General features: G+C 55.4%; 12 protein-coding genes and 1 pseudogene. 2 read left to right on the top strand and 11 right to left on the bottom strand.

Annotated features, from left to right (window positions below):
- The first annotated feature begins 199 nt into the window (after window positions 1–199).
- Both AD670_RS23865 and AD670_RS23860 read left to right on the top strand, forming a co-directional pair.
- Window positions 200–2,302, top strand: coding sequence for a site-specific DNA-methyltransferase (locus AD670_RS23865; protein ID WP_053138174.1), 2,103 nt, complete (start codon window positions 200–202; stop codon window positions 2,300–2,302).
- Window positions 2,303–2,305: 3 nt separating this feature from the next.
- Window positions 2,306–4,900 carry a DEAD/DEAH box helicase gene (locus AD670_RS23860; protein ID WP_053138170.1) on the top strand — a complete coding sequence of 865 codons (2,595 nt, stop codon included), beginning with the start codon at window positions 2,306–2,308 and terminating at the stop codon, window positions 4,898–4,900.
- Window positions 4,901–5,164: 264 nt separating this feature from the next.
- Here AD670_RS23860 and AD670_RS23855 read toward each other — a convergent pair whose 3' ends face one another.
- From AD670_RS23855 to eat, 11 genes and pseudogenes are all read right to left on the bottom strand, one after another.
- Window positions 5,165–6,430 (bottom strand): HNH endonuclease, encoded by a 1,266-nt coding sequence (locus AD670_RS23855; protein WP_053138168.1) that lies wholly within the window; start codon window positions 6,428–6,430, stop codon window positions 5,165–5,167.
- A 646-nt stretch (window positions 6,431–7,076) separates the two neighbouring features.
- A complete protein-coding gene (gene istB / locus AD670_RS23850) occupies window positions 7,077–7,880 on the bottom strand; it encodes an IS21-like element ISPsy20 family helper ATPase IstB (protein WP_053138165.1) in 804 nt (267 codons plus the stop codon).
- A pseudogene (gene istA / locus AD670_RS23845) lies at window positions 7,873–9,337 on the bottom strand (IS21 family transposase). Before istA ends, istB begins: the two are co-directional and overlap by 8 nt.
- 466 nt (window positions 9,338–9,803) lie before the next feature.
- Window positions 9,804–10,580 (bottom strand): S24 family peptidase, encoded by a 777-nt coding sequence (locus AD670_RS23840; protein ID WP_053138164.1) that lies wholly within the window; start codon window positions 10,578–10,580, stop codon window positions 9,804–9,806.
- Window positions 10,581–10,794: 214 nt separating this feature from the next.
- Window positions 10,795–11,322, bottom strand: a complete 528-nt coding sequence (gene ppa, locus AD670_RS23835; protein WP_053138161.1) for an inorganic diphosphatase — start codon at window positions 11,320–11,322, stop codon at window positions 10,795–10,797.
- A gap of 108 nt (window positions 11,323–11,430) precedes the next feature.
- Window positions 11,431–12,246 (bottom strand): zinc-dependent peptidase, encoded by an 816-nt coding sequence (locus tag AD670_RS23830; RefSeq protein WP_053138158.1) that lies wholly within the window; start codon window positions 12,244–12,246, stop codon window positions 11,431–11,433.
- A 6-nt stretch (window positions 12,247–12,252) separates the two neighbouring features.
- On the bottom strand, window positions 12,253–12,909 hold the full coding sequence (locus AD670_RS23825) for a DedA family protein (protein ID WP_053138154.1): 657 nt from the start codon (window positions 12,907–12,909) through the stop codon (window positions 12,253–12,255).
- 299 nt (window positions 12,910–13,208) lie between these two features.
- The gene (locus AD670_RS23820; RefSeq protein ID WP_053138152.1) at window positions 13,209–13,667 is read right to left on the bottom strand and encodes an N-acetyltransferase; all 459 of its coding nucleotides are present in this window, start codon (window positions 13,665–13,667) and stop codon (window positions 13,209–13,211) included.
- Window positions 13,668–13,759: 92 nt separating this feature from the next.
- Window positions 13,760–14,593, bottom strand: coding sequence for an ethanolamine ammonia-lyase subunit EutC (gene eutC, locus AD670_RS23815; RefSeq protein WP_053138150.1), 834 nt, complete (start codon window positions 14,591–14,593; stop codon window positions 13,760–13,762).
- Window positions 14,590–15,984 carry an ethanolamine ammonia-lyase subunit EutB gene (locus tag AD670_RS23810; protein ID WP_053138148.1) on the bottom strand — a complete coding sequence of 465 codons (1,395 nt, stop codon included), beginning with the start codon at window positions 15,982–15,984 and terminating at the stop codon, window positions 14,590–14,592. The genes eutC and AD670_RS23810 overlap by 4 nt, the downstream gene beginning before the upstream one ends.
- A 57-nt stretch (window positions 15,985–16,041) precedes the next feature.
- Window positions 16,042–17,475 carry an ethanolamine permease gene (eat, locus tag AD670_RS23805; RefSeq protein WP_053138146.1) on the bottom strand — a complete coding sequence of 478 codons (1,434 nt, stop codon included), beginning with the start codon at window positions 17,473–17,475 and terminating at the stop codon, window positions 16,042–16,044.
- Window positions 17,476–17,480 lie beyond the last annotated feature (5 nt).

Raw genomic sequence — 17,480 nt, 5'->3', positions numbered from 1 at the left:
CCGGGGCAATGCCGACGGCGAACGTTACCAATGCCGCGTTTACGGGTAAATAAAAGCTGTGTCATAGGCCAACGGGCGACCGTGCATTATAAGCCGATCCCAAGACGAACACTGAATATGCCCCGATGCATGCTGCATCCTGGGAACGCTACAACGTATTGCGCCGAAAATTCTGCGCCATGACGAAATAGGAGCTGCTGTGTCAAGACTGACCGAACTGATTGCCCAGGCGAGAGCGAGAGACCCACAACTGGGTACGGATTTGGATAGAGAATTCAAGGTCCTCTCCTCGCGCCTGCCTTTCGGCCTAAATTTCGAGCGCCACAGCCCAGAAGCTGTGGAACTGCCACTACGGCCTATTCGCAAAGGGGACAAAGTGCGCGTTCTGCCACCGCGTGGCTCAACAAAAAAGAGTGAAACGCATCTTTGGCGAGTAAAAGCAATATACAAAGCTACTAAAATTGCCGAGCTAGAGCTACTGGGAGCAGCCCAACCGAAAACCCGATCTATAGAACTGTGTGATTTGGTAGTAGTAGCCGAATTCCGCGACACGATCCATCCAGGACTGGTAAGTACTGGAAAGGTAGAGCGAGTTTTCGGCGCGCCTTACCACACCGTCATCAATGGCGAAAACTACCATGTATTAAAGGCTTTAACCTATACGCATAGGGGGAAGGTCGACGCCATTTATATAGATCCGCCATACAATTCAGGCGCCAAAGATTGGAAATACAACAACGATTACGTTGAAGGCGATGACTTGTACCGTCACAGCAAATGGTTGGCAATGATGGAGCGCCGGTTGCTGGTGGCAAAGGAACTGCTGAATCCCGCTGACTCAGTACTAATCGTCAGCATCGATGAGAAGGAATATCTGCGCCTTGGGCTGCTGTTGGAGCAAACATTTCCTGAAGGTAGCACCCAGATGGTCTCATCTGTGATAAACCGCAAAGGAGTAGTGCGAACGAACGAACTAACCCGAACCAATGAATTCATTTATTTTGTTAAGTTCGGGTCTGCGAAGTTGGCAGCTGAGCGCGAAACCTCTGGTGTGAAAGTGCGGTGGGCTAGCCTAAGGCGTTTTGAGGATTCCTCAAGACGAAATGGGCCTCAACCTCGGCCTGATCAATTTTATCCCATCTTCATTGGTATCAATTCAGGGCGCATTGAATCAATCGGCACTTCGCTTCCTGCAGGCGTTGAGCGCTCCACCGTGGCAGATATTCCTGGCTGCCACACTGTCTGGCCATTGAAGCCGGATGGCACTGAAATGATTTGGGGGCTCACCCCAGCCACACTCAAAAAGCGTCTATCTGAAGGCTTTGTAAAAGTCACTCCAGCTAAGCGAGGGAAGACTCCGACACTCTACTACCTAACAAGTGGGCAGATAGTAGAAGTAGCCAGTGGGGACTTGGTGGTCACTGGCCATGACCCGGATGGATCAGTAGTCGTCGAGTTCGCGACCGGTAAGGCATCCTTACCATCAACACAATGGGATCGAGAGTCGCATAACGCACAGTCGAACGGTACTGGATTATTGACGGCATTGTTACCAGGACGGAAGTTTCCGTTTGCAAAGTCTCTTTTTGCGGTTGAAGACTGCTTGCGGCTTGCCATTGGAGAGAAACCAAATGCTGTTGTACTGGACTTTTTCTCTGGGTCAGGAACTACAGCACATGCTGTTATGCGATTAAACCGCCAGGACGGCGGTAACCGCCAGTCTATTTCTGTTACCAATAACGAAGTTTCCGCAGATGAGCAGAATAAACTGCGAGAGCAGGGGTTGCGCCCGGGAGATCCTGAGTGGGAGCAATTGGGAATCTGCGACTACATCACCAAACCGCGTATCGAGGCCGCCATTACTGGCATAACGACGGCCGGAGAGTCGATCAAGGGCGAATATAAGTTCATAGATGAATTTCCAATCGCCGAGGGATTCGAGGCGAATGCCGAATTCTTTACCTTGAGCTATGAAACCAAAGATGCCGTCAATCATAACTTAGCTTATTCCCGCATTGCCCCCCTTCTTTGGCTTCGCGCGGGAGCTCGAGGTAAACGTATCGACACGCTCCCCGCTGATGGCTGGGCCGTGGCAGATGCTTATGCTCTGTTAACCAACGTAGACAAGGCTACGCCATTTATCAGCGCATTAAGTTCGGCCGACGATTTGCGCGCAGCCTTCATTGTTACTGACGATGACCGCCGTTTTCAGGCAATAGCACGCCGGTTACCAGAAGATGTAGAACCAGTGCGCCTCTATGAGTCCTATCTGACCAATTTCAGCTTTGCGAACGGAGAGTAACCCATGAAGTTCACTCTAAAGGACTACCAGCGTGACGCCGTGCGCGATGCCCTGGACAATCTAAAATGGGCACGCCAAGCCTGGCATAGCGGCAATCGCCCGCATGCCTTTTCCCTTTCCGCAGTAACTGGTGCGGGCAAGACAGTAATGGCTGCAGCAGCTTTCGAGGCGCTGTTCAATGGCGATGATGAGTTTGACTTCGATGCAGATCCTGGCGCGGTCGTGATTTGGTTCAGTGACGACCCTTCGCTGAATGAGCAAACTCGCTTCCGTCTGATGGAGGCCAGCGATCGCATTAATCACACTGATATGGTTGTAGTGGAAAATACTTTCAATCGCCCCAAATTTAATGCCAGGAAAATCTATTTTCTCAATACGCAAAAGCTAGGCAAGAATAGCTTGCTCGTGCGTGGGCACGACCAAGCAGAAATAGAAGCCAAGGCTGGAAATTTGCTGCCGGATACGCGCCCGGACCTTCGCGCCTACACCATCTGGGATACCATCCAAAACACCATTGAGGATCCGGATCTAACACTTTATTTGGTATTGGACGAAGCGCATCGAGGCATAGGCAGTCCGACCACAGCCAGTCAGAATAACAAGAGCACGATTGTTCAGCGACTCATCAATGGGTCCGGCGGTGTACCAGGGATACCCATTGTGTGGGGCATCTCGGCCACGGTGGAACGCTTCAACAGGGCAATCGAAGGTGCCGTCAAGCGCATAAAGTTACCGGATGTGGTAGTAGACTCTAACAAGGTGCAAGAGTCCGGACTTATTAAGGACACCATTCTCCTTGATATCCCTGATGATGTGGGCGACTTTGATACCGTACTGGTACGTCGTGGCGCTGACAAACTCAAGGCTTCTACTGAGGCATGGGCCGAGTATGCGAAGCAGCAGGGAGATTCGCGTAAAGTCGTTCCGCTAATGGTATTTCAGGTTCCCAACACGCCGGACCCAACTGAAATTGGACATGCGCTGGACACTATATATGCACGTTATCCAGATCTACCTGCGGGGAGCGTGGCTCACGTTTTTGGCGAGCGAACCATGCAGCGCTTCGGTAATCGCGACGTAGTTTATATTGAACCGCAGCGTGTTCAAGATTCGACCTGGGTCCGCATCCTGATTGCTAAGGACGCCATCAGTACAGGTTGGGACTGCCCACGTGCGGAAGTAATGGTGTCCTTTCGAGCTGCCAATGATCGAACGCACATTACTCAACTGCTGGGTCGTATGGTCCGATCTCCATTAGCGAGACGCATTCCTGGCGATGAGCGTTTAAACGCTGTCGACTGCCTGCTGCCTAGATTCAACCGCAAAACGGTTGAAAGCGTTGTTGATGCGCTGATGAGTGGTGATGATACCTTGGCCGCAACCCCAGGCCGTATCCTCGTCAATCCAGTGGAGATGAAGCCCAATCTTTCGGTTTCTACCACGGTGTGGGAGGCATTTGAGGCCTTACCGTCACAAACACGCCCACAGCGTGGCGCAAAGCCTGCAAAACGATTAACCGCGCTTGCCCAGGAATTGGCAGATGACGGCATTCTCGAGAACGCAGGCAGCAAGGCACACGCAGTACTTCATGCTGCGCTTGACAGGTTTCAAGATAGTCACCAGGACAAGATCAAGGCTAAGCGCGAGTCGGTCATGACTGTGGATGGTAAGACCGTGGTCGCAGACCTCAAAGGCAAAGCAAAGACACTTGAGGAGTTCTGGGAAGACGCAGACATGGCTGTGATCGATGATGCCTACCGGCGAGCTGCGCGCGCACTAACCCCGGATATTTCCCGATCATACGTTGAGCACCTTGCAAACCAAGTTGCCAGTGTGGAAGAAGACCCTGAAGCTTTTTTGGAGGCTATTGTTGAAGCGCGTGTAACCGTTGCAGGCTTGGGGTTGGTTACTGAAATCGAAGCATACTTCGATGCCGAAGCAGAAAGCCTAGCCAGGGCGTGGCTGATCCGATTTGGCCCACAGATCAAACTCCTCACTGACGATCGTAAGGAGTCGTATCGCCAGATAGTCGAGATGAGCAACGAGCCTCAGGATGTAGACTTGGTCAAACCTGAAGCTAAGTTTGAGCCAACTACAGTTCGCGAGAAAGAACAAGAAACTCTGTTGCCTACATGGAAATACCATCTGCTATGTGATGAGAAAGGAGTCTATCCGGCCGTACTGAATGACTGGGAGAGAGAGGTCGTCGAGACTGAGTGCAAGCGCAAGGGCTTTACCTTCTGGTATCGCAATCCACAGCAGCCTGGGCAGTCTTCGTTAGGTATCGCCTACATAGAAGCAGATCAATACAGAATCCTTCGTCCAGACTTTCTCTTTTTCGCGGAGGAAGATGGAAAAGTTTTGGTTGATTTGGTTGACCCACATGGCTTGCATTTATCTGACGCTCTACCCAAGCTGCAAGGGCTAGCTCAGTATGCTGAAACGCACTCAAGCTCCTTCCGGCGCATCGAGTCAGTAGCGGAGGTGAAGGGTAAACTACGAGCTCTTGATTTGACAAGAATGGATGTACGCCAAGCAATCAATGCAGCGACGGATGCGGTCAGTCTTTTTAGCGGGACCTTAGCGAATGACTACTGAGCTTTGGAAGCTATTTGCTTAACCTTAAAATAATTTTCCCTGGCACTTGGTTTCGCCTGATTTTTCCTGAAATGTAACCGTCCGGCCAGCACACTCCCCTGATCCCAATGCTTAAAGTGAAGGATTAAGAGGGCGTTCTGGCCGGACACCGTGAGCGAATAGGCATTGCAGATTGCGTTAAGGCGTACAATTAGTAATTGTCCGACCAAGTCATCTAACTGCCATCCCTACCGCGACCGTTTACTTGATGATGTAGCTATGAGGTCATAGCTTTCTGACCTGCTCTTGCACAATTTCGTAGGCTAGAATCCGGTAAAGCTTTCCTGTGTTAACAGCTTTTAAGAAATATGCTCGCCTTTCATCAAGCCACATTACATTAATGTGCTTGTTTCCGTCCTGCCTAGCTTCGATGCGTTTTTGACTTATAGCATCGTGGAAGTAACAAATGAATTCGCCTCGCTTGTTGTACAGGGGGAAAATGTCGCGTTTATTGTCTTGGCCGTCATAGCGGTAGTTAGGGTTTTCTATTTCAGCAATGGCTTCGTCCCTACAGTTGGGGTCAAGAGCGTACACAGGGCGTCCGTGCGTCATGCGTAGACATTGGTTGAGCATCTCCTCACCAGTAAGTTTGATGAAGCTCTGTGATTCCAGTGAGTTGATACCTAAAAACATCTTCCCCTCTTTAAGGTAACACTTCGGAGAGAGTACAACGCCGACAGCAAAATGGTCATGCAGCTTGATTAGGCACACCAGCCCCATGGTGTCACCATTGGCCAGAAGCAGGTAATGCTTGCGGCTTTCTAGATCCAAGTACTGATTGAAAGGATTCCAGATCTTATCTTCCAGTCCATTCCCGATCTTAACGTAATCGAGAACCTTATCATATTGCGCGTCGCGCAAGATCTCGGAGATTCTGATCGCTGCATAATCCTCAAAGTATTCAGGCAGGGTGTCTACTGCGAATTCATACGCTATCTTAAGTAAGCCAATTTTGAATTGAAGAGTGTCAATCGGCCAACTAATTGTATATTCGGATTGGTCGAGGTCAAACTCTTTATAACTCTTTACCACCGAATTTGCTGAAATATTATTTCGGGCAAGTGTCTTGGTGAGAATCTGATCAATTTTTCCTTCATCTTTCGGGTCGACCGAAACTCTGAGTTGAAGCTTCCCGTCTCTCTCTCCCCAACTGGTGCTGGGGAGTTGATAGAGCTCCAGTGTTCCACTGCTTCCAATATCCAGCCTGGCTTTCTTGTCGGGTGAATCCTTTCCAACAAAAGTGCCAGCGAACGGGTTAGGGACTTTTCCTGACTTTCCAGCAATCTCCTCGCCAAATCGGTACAGCTGAGAAAGCTTGTGATTAACGAGTGGTGAATCGACCTTCATTCCGAGTTCAGAGTTGCAATCTTTGCAAACTGTATTGATGTGATAGTAGCCGCCCAAAGAATCCGGAATTACATGCTCATCATTAAAGCAATCTGTCGTCTTTTTAATTCTACAAATAATGCACTTCATCAGTACGTCTTCCATGCGATCTCCTGGAGCGTCTATCACCTGGCGGCTCAATTGCCATAAGGGTGCGCTACTTTCACTGAAGGCTCGAAAGTAGTCTATAGGCAGTGTTGTTGTCTAGATGAGGATATCGTGAGAAATGGTGTTTACCGCTATACCGTGTTCAGCAGGCAGTCGCTCTGCCAGCTTTCATTCCTTTGAAAGTCGAATCAAAAACGAAGGATTGAATCGTTGGCGATCATTGAGTTACCGCTTGGTCGGCAAACGCTTACGGTGAAGTAGCCATCCTCAGATTCCTAGGGATGCGTCCGCTTCATCCGAGCACTTGCCAAATGATGCGCACCGATTACATCTGGCTAGCCACCGAGTCGATGGACGTGCTTGCAGGCACCGAGACCGCATTAGCCCAAGTAAAGTTTATAGACTGTATAACAGTTACTTTATTACGAGGCATCGTAATTTCGTACCGTTGGGGGTAACGTCTAGCGATCAGCTGAGGTCAGTGTTGGCGCTGATTGAAAACTGACCCACCCTGCCGATTGAAAATTGACCCAGGACGGATTGCTGATTTCTGTCCCAGCAATTGTGGATAAGCTTAGCAGCAGTGTTCCGATTAAAGACGCATCAAGCCCCACCGCATGCAGCAGGGCATTTATGGTGCGGATCAAAATGGCTCATCGTCCTCGATATCATTTCCGTCCTTTCGCTTTCGTTCGCGTGTTTTGATCTTTGTCTGGGCAGCCAATGTGCTGTGTTGCAGGCGGTAAGACTCGTTGCCTGTTTCAACGATATGGCAGTGGTGTGTCAGCCGATCCAGCAGCGCCGTAGTCATTTTGGCGTCGCCAAACACACTCGACCATTCCGAGAAGCTCAGGTTGGTGGTGATAACCACGCTGATGTGTTCGTACAGTTTGGACAGCAGGTGAAATAACAGGGCACCGCCGCTTTGACTGAAGGGCAAATACCCCAGCTCATCGAGTATCACCAGGTCTGTTCGTAGCAGTCCCTGGGCGATTCGGCCTGCCTTACCATCGTACTTTTCACGCTCCAGCAGATTGACCAGATCCACCGTGGAGAAAAAGCGCACGCGTTTGTTGTGGGCCGTAATTCCGGATACAGCCAAGGCACTGGCCAGGTGTGTTTTCCCGGTTCCAGGGCCGCCGATGAACACGACATTCTGCGCGGTTTCAGTGAACGCTAAGCTGGATAGATCGCTGACCAGCCGGGCATCAGCGCTGGAAGCGCTGAAGTCAAAGCCAGCTAAGTCACGGTGCATGGGGAGTTTTGCCATGTTCATCTGATGATTCACCGAGCGCACCGCGCGATCTGCATGTTCCTGCTGAAGCAGATGTTCCAGCAGCCATTTCGATGAAGCCGTCGACGCTGTTCCTTGAGATACCAGTTCTTCCCAAGCACTGGCCATGCCGTGCAGGCGCAGTTCTTTGAGTTCAGTCATCAGGTCACGCATTGCGATTCTCCTCATCGGTCGTACGGAGCCGGTCGTAGCGCGCCGTATTGGCAACAGGCGCGACCTTGAGTTGCAGGCTGGTTTCTACACAGGGAGGTGGTGCGGTGGAGGTCAGGCGGGCAAGGACATTGAGGATGTGATCGGCGCTCAGACTTCCCGATTCAAGTACCAGCTCCACCGCCACCAGCACAGGTTCGAGACCCGCAATTGGCACAGCAGCCAGTACCTGCATCATGATTCGATCACCGTTGGTGTGACGCCTCAGTCCCCGTTTGAGAAGCCGTAACGGTTTTGGCAGATCAGCAAATGGCGCGCCATTGCGCAGTGCACCAGGCTTGCGTTCGATGAGTGGGATGTAGTGCTGCCAGTCAAAACTGACCTGATCTCGATCAAAGAGGCGCTCATGGCTGGCGATCACCGTTTCGTCGGCAATGACCACGATCCGCGAAGGGTACAAACGGCTGCTGACCCACTGACCAACACGCTCGCAAGGCACCGAATAACGATTGCGCGCCACGCTGATCAGGCAGGTGCTAGAGACACGGACGGTGCGTTCCACGTAGCCATCAAAGGCCGTCGGCATCGGCATCATTTCAGCCTGCTCCAGCTCCAGGACTTCTGCCACCGTCAAACCGTTGTACTGCGGATGTACAAGTTCGGCCCAGAGCGTACGACAGCGTTGGCCGAGCCAGACGTTCAGCTCCTCGAAGGTATGGAACATGCAGTTTTGAGCATCGAGCCAGATTCGTCTCCGGCTGTCCTGCACGTTCTTTTCGACGATGCCTTTCTCCCAGCCAGAGGCCACGTTGCAGAAGTCCGGATCGAACAGATAGTGCGCGCACATCACGGAAAACCGGGCGTTGACCGTGCGGCCTTTGCCTTTGTTGACCTTGTCGACAGCCGTTTTCATGTTGTCGTAGATGCCGCGACGTGGCACGCCACCCAACGCTCCGAACGAACGGGTATGGGCATCCAACAGCATCTCGTGGCCTTGGCTAGGGTACGCAACCAACCAGAATGCGCGACTGGTGCACAGCTTCATGTGGGAGACCTGGATGCGTCGAAACAGGCCACCGATCAGCAGACTCTCTTCGCTCCAGTCAAATTGAAACGCCTCGCCGAGCGCAAAAGTCAGCGGTACAAGAGCGCACAAACGCCGTGAGCTGGCTGTAGCCGCCGTCGTAACCGTCGGCCTTGATCTGCTCGAAAAGCGCTTTGGCGCTCCTGCGGTTGTGTTTTGGCCGGAACGAATCGGCCTTGAGCGCCTGTTCCAGCGTCTCGTGGAAAGGGCTGAGTTTGTTGAAGGTTGCGCACCGTTGGTACGCCGGCTGAGTGGCTTCGGGCGCTCTGACCCATTTTCGGATGGTGTTTCTAGAAAGCCCGGTACGCTTGGCTATCTGATGCAGCGAGAGCTTGTCGCGGAAGTACATCCGCCGGATTTTCCCCAACATTTCCATGCTGATCACCCTGTGTTCTCCTGCTCAAAAAGTGAGCAGAAGCAGTTGAACACCTGGGTCAGTTTTCAGTCGGCAGAACAGCCTCTACTGGGTCAGTTTTCGGTCAGCGGCAACACCTTTGGCCCCCCACCTGTCCCCCCACTTCATCCTCGGATGAGGTCAAATGGCGTTGAACACCATCGGACAGGGAAATGTCTGAAACCCCCGGAATAGCTAAGCTATCAGGAAGATTCTCGGATGGGATAGGATTATTTCGGACAATTAAAAAGCCGGCTTGTGGCCGGCTTCTCTGTGACCGCCTCAGCTTGTTTTTGACAAACCTCAGCAGCCTTCAAATCGCTCAGCCCACATTGCGTCGGGCTGAATAGTAGGGGCATCTGCGGGAACTCCTCCGCTTCGCCGAGCAGGGTGGATAGCGCAAAGCCTCCCCCTGCCAAATGTGCGGCGCATGATACCCACATTCACTTCAGTTGCCCACCTCCGGATCCGATTTAGAGCCTTCCCAGCTCAAAAGATGCTCATCCAGCGGCACGGGTGGGCGGCGGTTGTTGAGGGTGGACCACCAGAACACCCACCCCACGATCTGGAAGTTCTGCTCAAACCGTTGTTCGTGCGTCAGGTATTCATCCGGGTGTTCGCCGGCGTTGTGGCTGCGCATGCGCAAACCACCTCCAGGGCGGTTGTAGAGGTATTTGATGCGTAGCATTCCATCGTGTTCGACGGCGTAGATTTCGCCGTCGATGATTTGGGTGCGGCCTTTGTCGATGGCGAGGGTGGCGCCTTGTTGGATGATGTCGATCATGCTGTTGTCGACCATGTAGGCGCCCAGCGCGCGGTCGGGGTTTACGTTGAGGGTTTCGAGGGTGTGCAGGGAGACGCGGATGCGTTCGGTTGAGGTGAAGGTGGGGTGGAGGGGGATCTCCACGTCGATTTTTTCCGGGGAGCAGGCGGGGCCTGAGAGGTATTTGCCGCTTCCTTCGCGGGTGGTGGGCAGTCCTTTTCTGGTTTCCGGGCCTTCGAGCAGGAAGTTGGCCGGTGGGTGTTTGGGGCCTTCGCCGGTGCGCAGCCAACGGTTGGAGACGCATAGCAGTTCTGCGATCTCGTTGAGTCGGCCCATGGGCACGCCGCGTTTGAACCAGTTGTTCACGTGTTGGGGCGTGACACCACGGTTCTTGGCGAAGTCGGAGGCGGAAAGATGAACTTCCCGTAATAGTGCTTTTAAACGATCACCTGATGTATTCATAAACGCAGAGTTTACTGGCCAAGAAATCTAATCAAATAAACCATGCGTTGAATTGCGCGTGTAGGTTTTGGCTTAGTTGTGGCCTGATCTTTCAGTTGTTCTGCTTAGTTCAACGTTGCGTGTTAATTGGTGAACTTTATGTTTAATTTTTCCCACAAAAAAAGCCCCGAATAATCGGGGCTTTTTCAATTGCCGAGGCAATGAGTAGCAGGTATCAGCCTTTGTAGGCCGCAACCGACTTCAGGATCTCGGCGCGGGCGGCGTCTGCGTTGCCCCAGCCTTCGATCTTCACCCATTTGCCTTTTTCGAGGTCTTTGTAGTTCTCGAAGAAGTGCTTGATCTGTTCCAGCAGCAGTGCCGGCAGGTCGGTGTATTCCTTCACGTCCACGTACAGCTGGGACAACTTGTCGTGAGGCACAGCGATAACTTTGGCATCGCCGCCGCCGTCGTCGGTCATGTGCAGGATGCCGACTGGACGGGCGCGAATAACCGAGCCTGGGGCAACCGGGTAAGGGGTTACGACCAGCACGTCGAGGGGGTCACCGTCGTCGGCCAGGGTGTTAGGGATAAAACCGTAGTTGGCCGGGTAGAACATCGGGGTGGCCATGAAACGGTCAACGAACAGGCAGTCGCTGTCTTTGTCGATTTCGTATTTGATCGGCGCGTGGTTGGCCGGAATCTCGATGGCGACGTAGATGTCGTTCGGCAGGTCTTTGCCAGCCGGAATCTTGCTGTAGCTCATTGGGCGTTGCCCCCGTAGTTGGCCATATGACATGACCGGATTGGCCTAAAAGTGGCGGCGATTATAGGCATATTCTGACGGCGATGCCATGCGCCAGACGTCGTACAGTCATTCGCCTTGTGGCTGATAGCGCGGGTCGTGCGCTTGCAGTTGGGTCAGGCGGGCCAGGGGATCCTGGCGATAAAAGCGGCTGAGTTGGGCGTACACCTGGGGATAACTGTTGACCAGTAAATCCGGGGCGCTGAAAAAATATTCGCTGGTGACAGCAAAGAACTCCGCCGGATTTTCCGCGGCGTAGGGGTCTATCTCCGTCTCGGCATCGGGATTGGCGTCCAGTTGGCGATTGAGGTCGTCATAAGCACCCTGCATCACACTGGCCCACTCTTGCACACGCATGTCGTGGTGCAGCGGCGGCAGACCGTTCGCGTCGCCGTTGAGCATGTCGAGCTTATGCGCCAGTTCGTGGATCACCAGGTTGTAGCCTTCCCACTGACCGCTGGCCAGTACGCCGGGCCAGGCGAGGATCACCGGGCCTTGCTGCCAGGCCTCGCCGCTGTGTTCGCCGTCCCACTCGTGTTCGATGCCGCTGCTGTCGCGATGGCGCTGAGGGCTGAGGAAGTCGTCGGGGTACAGCACGATTTCATGGAAACCCTGGTACCAGTCGAGGTCGCCGAGGTTCATCAGCGGCAATTGCGCCTGGGCGGCGAGCAGCAGGCGTTGTTCCTGGTGCAGGTCGACGCCGGGGAGGGCGGTGAGGTGTTTTTCGGCGAGGAACACCACGCAGGCTTCGCGCAGCCACTGGTCCTGCTCGGCGCTGATGCCGTCGAGGAAGGTCAGGTGGTGGCGCACCCGCTGCCAGGTGTCATCGGCAATCGGGTGCTTGGCCAGCAGGCGCCGGCGACGCCAGGCGCTGAGGGACCACATGCCGGGTTACTGCGGCTTGGCTTCTGAAGACGTGCGACCAAAGCGGCTGCGGAACACGCCAATGATCATCGGCACCAGCGACAGCAGGATGATGAACACCACCAGCAGCGAGAGGTTTTTCTTGATAAATGGCACGTTGCCGAAGAAGTAGCCGAGGGTCACCAGGCCGCCGACCCAGAGGATAGTGCCCAGCACGCTGAAGCCGAAGAAGCGTGGGTATGGCATTTTCGCGATGCCGGCAACGAACGGTGCAAAGGTACGCAGGATCGGCAGGAAGCGCGCCAGGGTTACGGTTTTGCCGCCGTGCTTGTCGTAGAAATCGTGGGTTTTTTGCAGGTAGTCGCGGCGGAAGATTTTCGAGTTCGGGTTGCTGAACAGGCGTTCTCCCGCCGTTCGCCCGATCACGTAATTTGTACTGTCGCCGAGAATCGCCGCCAGCATCAGCAGGCCGCCCAACAATACCGGGTCCATGCCGCCGCCCGCAGCGACGGCGCCGGCGATAAACAGCAGCGAATCACCCGGCAGGAACGGCATGACCACCAGGCCGGTTTCACAAAAGATGACCAGGAAAAGAATGGCGTATATCCACGGACCATAATTGGTTACCAGCATGTCGAGGTACACGTCGAGATGCAGGATAAGGTCGAGCGGGTTGAAATCCATGGATGGCACCTGTGTGAACGGCCCGACTCGGCAGGCCTGTGCGGAAGCTCGGGTAATAAGGCTACACGTTTATGTAGTGTTTCTTACAACCCTGAAAGGTCCGCATTATACGGATTGAGAGGTGAAAAGCGTGTTGGTTTTGTAGCGGGGGATGTCGCAGTACACGGTGCGCTGGGCGCCTCATAACCCACTGTGGGAGGGGCTTGCTACCGATGAGGCCGTGTCAGTTATAAATAGTCTGACTGAACAGCCGCTATCGGGGGCATGCCCCTCCCACAGGGAGTCTACGTGTAAGGGAGTCAGTCTTCGCTGATCGGCAAGGTGTAGTTCTTGAACTCGGTGTCTTCACGAAACCCGATTGACTCGTACGTCTTCTGCGCCACTTGGTTATCACTGCTGGTCGATACCCGCAGCCGCACCGCGTGAGTCTCCTTGGCCATCTTCTTCGCCGTGCGCATCAAGTTATCCGCCACCAGTTGCCGGCGCGCGTCTTCGGCCACATAGATGTCGTTGAGGATCCACACACGTTTAAGCGACAGCGAGGAAAAGCTCGGGTAAAGCTGGCAAAACCCGAGCAGGCGTTTGTCGTCGTCATCGGCCAGGGCAAGGTAGATCACCGACTCCTTGCGGCGCAGGCGCTTTTCCAGGAACGCCCGTGACGAATCCGGAAAGGGCAGCGCGCCATAAAACTCGCGGTATTTGACGAACAACGGAGTCAACAGGTCCAGGTGTTCCAGGGTCGCTTGAGTAATCCGCATGCCAGGCCTCAACTTCCAAATGGGGTATGACCACACGAGCGGCCGTGACTTGATGCTGCCTAAAGACGCTAAAAAGCGCAATCGTGCCGGGATCAGTCGGTGGGTGGGCTAAGCAGGAAATTGCCCTTCATCAGGTCCGGGTCGTCGGATTCGATCGTCTGAAGCTGGGCCTCGTCCTTCAGGTTGACCCCCGACAGCTGCCGGCGACACGCCTCTCGCATCAAGTACAGCAAGCGATGGGCCGCCATGCCATAGCTCAAGCCTTCCAAGCGCACATTGGAGATGCAGTTGCGATAGGCATCGGTGAGGCCGACCTTGGGGTTATAGGTGAAATACAGGCCCAGGCTGTCCGGCGAACTGAGCCCCGGCCGCTCACCGATGAGGATCACCACCATCTTGGCGCCGAGCAGTTGCCCGATTTCGTCGGCCACTGCCACGCGGCCCTGTTCCACCAGGATCACCGGCGACAAGGACCACCCTTCGGCGTGGGTCTGTTCTTCCATGCGCGTAAGAAACGGCAACGTATGTTTATGCACCGCCAGCGCCGACAAACCATCCGCCACCACGACCGCCAGGTCCATGCCGCCAGGATGCGCAGCCGCGTAATCCCGCAGGCTTTGGGCCGACTCGTCACTCAAGCGCCGCCCCAAATCCGGACGTTGCAGATAGCTATGCCGGTCGGTTGCCGCGCTGTGCAGCAACAGGCTATCGCGCCCACGCTCGGCCAACTGACTGCTCAGGCCGGCATGGTCGAAGGGCAGGTGCACCGCGTCCCGCGCCTGGGCGTGGGCAAATTGAAAGTCCAGCTGTGCGTTGGTGGGAATGCTGGTGCCGGTGCGGCCCAGCGCAATCCGCGCCGGAGTCAGGCGGCGCAGTTCCAGCCACGGGTTTTCAGGCAGGTCGAGTTGCACAGGCGGCTCCTTCATCCCAATTGCGCCAAAGCGTGGCGAAACGCCGGTGGCAGGCTGTTGCCAAAATGCACCTTGCCGTCGGCCTGCGTAAAGATGCCCATTTTTGCCAGCCACTGTTCAAACTCCGGCGCCGGTTTTAAACCCAATGTTTGGCGGGCGTATAAGGCGTCGTGGAACGAGGTGGTCTGGTAGTTGAGCATGATGTCGTCGGAGCCGGGAATGCCCATGATGAAGTTGATCCCGGCGACACCCAGCAGGGTCAGCAGGGTGTCCATGTCGTCCTGGTCAGCTTCGGCGTGGTTGGTGTAGCAGATGTCGCACCCCATGGGCACGCCCAGCAGCTTGCCGCAGAAGTGGTCTTCAAGGCCCGCGCGGATGATCTGCTTGCCGTTGTACAGGTACTCGGGGCCGATAAAACCGACCACGGTATTCACCAGGAACGGCTTGAAATGCCGAGCCACCGCATAGGCGCGGGTTTCGCAGGTTTGCTGGTCGACGCCAAAATGCGCGTTGGCCGACAAGGCGCTGCCTTGGCCGGTTTCGAAATACATCAGGTTCTGCCCCAAGGTGCCCCGCTTCAGGCTCAAGCCCGCCTCGTAACCTTCCTGCAGCACGCTCAGGCTTATGCCGAAACTGGCGTTGGCTGCTTCGGTGCCGGCAATCGACTGGAACACCAGGTCCAGCGGCACGCCGCGGTTGATGGCTTCGATGGAGGTGGTGACGTGGGTCAGCACGCAGGCCTGGGTGGGGATTTCGTAGCGCTGGATGATGGCGTCGAGCATCTCCAGCATCGCGCAGATCGAGGCGATGCTGTCGGTGGCCGGGTTGATGCCGATCATGGCGTCGCCGTTGCCGTAGAGCAGGCCGTCGAGAATGCTCGCAGCGATGCCCGCCGGCTCGTCGGTCGGGTGGTTGGGTTGCAGGCGGGTCGACAGGCGCCCGCGCAGGCCCATGGTGCCGCGAAACTGAGTGACCACACGGATCTTCTGCGCCACCAGTACCAGGTCCTGCACGCGCATGATCTTGGACACGGCCGCGGCCATTTCCGGTGTCAGCCCCGGCGCCAATGCGCGTAGGGATTGTTCATCGGCAGCGTCGCTGAGCAGCCAGTCGCGCAGGCCGCCGACGGTCAGGTGGCTGACCACGGCGAAAGCCTGCTTGTCGTGGGTGTCGATGATCAGCCGGGTGACTTCATCGCTTTCATAGGGGATCAACGCTTCTTCGAGGAAGTGTTTCAGCGGGATATTTGCCAGCGCCATTTGCGCCGCCACCCGCTCACCGTCGTTCTGCGCAGCGACGCCGGCGAGAAAGTCCCCGGAACGCGCGGGACTGGCCTTGGCCATTACGTCCTTGAGGCTGTCGAAGCGGTAGGTCTGTGCACCGACCGCGTGGGAAAAGCTTGCCATACAGTGTCTCCTTGACGACGCGGGCAGGAGAGGAACCCGCGTCGAGGTTTACGGCAGTTAGTGCAAGGCGGCCTCTGCGGCCTGGATCGCGGCGAATTCTTCTTCGGGCGTGCCTGCTACCAAGTGATGCCGGCTGTAGAAAGCAAAGTAAGCAATTAATACTCCATAGATGATTGCGGCGCCAATCACCACCCGTGGATCCACCAAAAAGCCCGCAACGACGGCCACGCAGGCCAGTACCAGGGCCACCCCGGACGTGAAGATGCCGCCCGGCGTGCGATAAGGACGGTCCATTTTGGGGCGACGAATGCGCAGGGTGATGTGCGCGGCCATCATCAGCACGTAGGAAATGGTCGCGCCAAACACCGCCACCAGGATCAACAAATCCCCCTGGCCGGTCAGCGACAGGCCGAAACCGATAATGCCGGGGATCACCAGCGCCAGTACCGGTGCCTTGCTCTTGTTGGTCTGGGACAGTTTGCGCGGCAGGTAACCAGCACGGGACAAGGCGAAGATCTGCCGCGAATAGGCGTAGATAATCGAGAAAAAGCTCGCGATCAAACCGGCCAGGCCGACCAGGTTGACGAAGCTGCCCATCCAGGTCGAACCGCCATAAGACAGCGCCAGCGCTTCCACCAGCGGGTTACCCGACTTGATCAGCGCATAGGTGCCCGCGCCGCCCGGTGCGATCACCAGGATCAACAGGGCAAAGCTGGTCAGCACCACAATGGCGCCGATCAGGCCCCGGGGCAGGTCGCGCTTGGGGTTCTTGGTTTCTTCGGCGGCCAGCGGCACGCCTTCTACGGCGAGGAAAAACCAGATCGCATAAGGGATCGCCGCCCACACGCCGACGTAGCCAAACGGCAGGAAGGTGCTGGCGCCCTTGGCCTCGCTTACCGGGATATCCAGCAAGTTGGCGACATTGAAGTGCGGCACCATCGACACCAGGAACACGCCCAGCGCAATCGCGGCGATGGCGGTGATCACGAACATCAGCTTCAAGGCCTCACCGACGCCAAAGATATGGATGCCGATAAAAATGATGTAGAACGCCAGGTAGATCATCCAGCCGCCGATGCCGAACAACGACTCGCAATAGGCACCGATAAACACCGCGATGGCGGCGGGGGCGATAGCGTATTCGATCAGGATGGCGGTGCCGGTGAGGAACCCGCCCCAGGGCCCGAAGGCACTGCGGGCAAAACCGTAGCCACCGCCGGCGGTGGGGATCATGGAGGACAGTTCGGCCAGGGAAAAGCACATGCACAGGTACATGGTGGCCATCAGCAATGTGGCGAGGAACATACCGCCCCAGCCACCCTGGGCCAGGCCGAAGTTCCAGCCGGCGTAGTCGCCGGAGATCACGTAGGCAACGCCAAGGCCAACCAGTAGCACCCAGCCGGCGGCGCCTTTTTTAAGTTCGCGTTGTTGGAAGTATTGGGAGTCGACTTTTTCGAAGTCGACAGAAGATCCAGTCGGTTCGCTAGGCATGAAGA

Origin of the sequence: Pseudomonas sp. MIACH (assembly GCF_001269925.1) — a bacterium.
In the GTDB taxonomy this organism is placed as follows: domain Bacteria; phylum Pseudomonadota; class Gammaproteobacteria; order Pseudomonadales; family Pseudomonadaceae; genus Aquipseudomonas.
Note: the sequence above shows the minus strand (reverse complement) of the source record. Positions and strands in the feature narration are given on the sequence as shown.

Coding starts and splice junctions, on each gene's coding strand:
- AD670_RS23860 (WP_053138170.1), top strand. CDS start 2,306: ATGAAGTTCACTCTAAAGGACTACCAGCGTGACGCCGTGCGCGATGCC.
- AD670_RS23855 (WP_053138168.1), bottom strand. CDS start 6,430: ATGGAAGACGTACTGATGAAGTGCATTATTTGTAGAATTAAAAAGACG.
- istB (WP_053138165.1), bottom strand. CDS start 7,880: ATGCGTGACCTGATGACTGAACTCAAAGAACTGCGCCTGCACGGCATG.
- AD670_RS23840 (WP_053138164.1), bottom strand. CDS start 10,580: ATGAATACATCAGGTGATCGTTTAAAAGCACTATTACGGGAAGTTCAT.
- ppa (WP_053138161.1), bottom strand. CDS start 11,322: ATGAGCTACAGCAAGATTCCGGCTGGCAAAGACCTGCCGAACGACATC.
- AD670_RS23830 (WP_053138158.1), bottom strand. CDS start 12,246: ATGTGGTCCCTCAGCGCCTGGCGTCGCCGGCGCCTGCTGGCCAAGCAC.
- AD670_RS23825 (WP_053138154.1), bottom strand. CDS start 12,909: ATGGATTTCAACCCGCTCGACCTTATCCTGCATCTCGACGTGTACCTC.
- AD670_RS23820 (WP_053138152.1), bottom strand. CDS start 13,667: ATGCGGATTACTCAAGCGACCCTGGAACACCTGGACCTGTTGACTCCG.
- eutC (WP_053138150.1), bottom strand. CDS start 14,593: ATGAAGGAGCCGCCTGTGCAACTCGACCTGCCTGAAAACCCGTGGCTG.
- AD670_RS23810 (WP_053138148.1), bottom strand. CDS start 15,984: ATGGCAAGCTTTTCCCACGCGGTCGGTGCACAGACCTACCGCTTCGAC.
- eat (WP_053138146.1), bottom strand. CDS start 17,475: ATGCCTAGCGAACCGACTGGATCTTCTGTCGACTTCGAAAAAGTCGAC.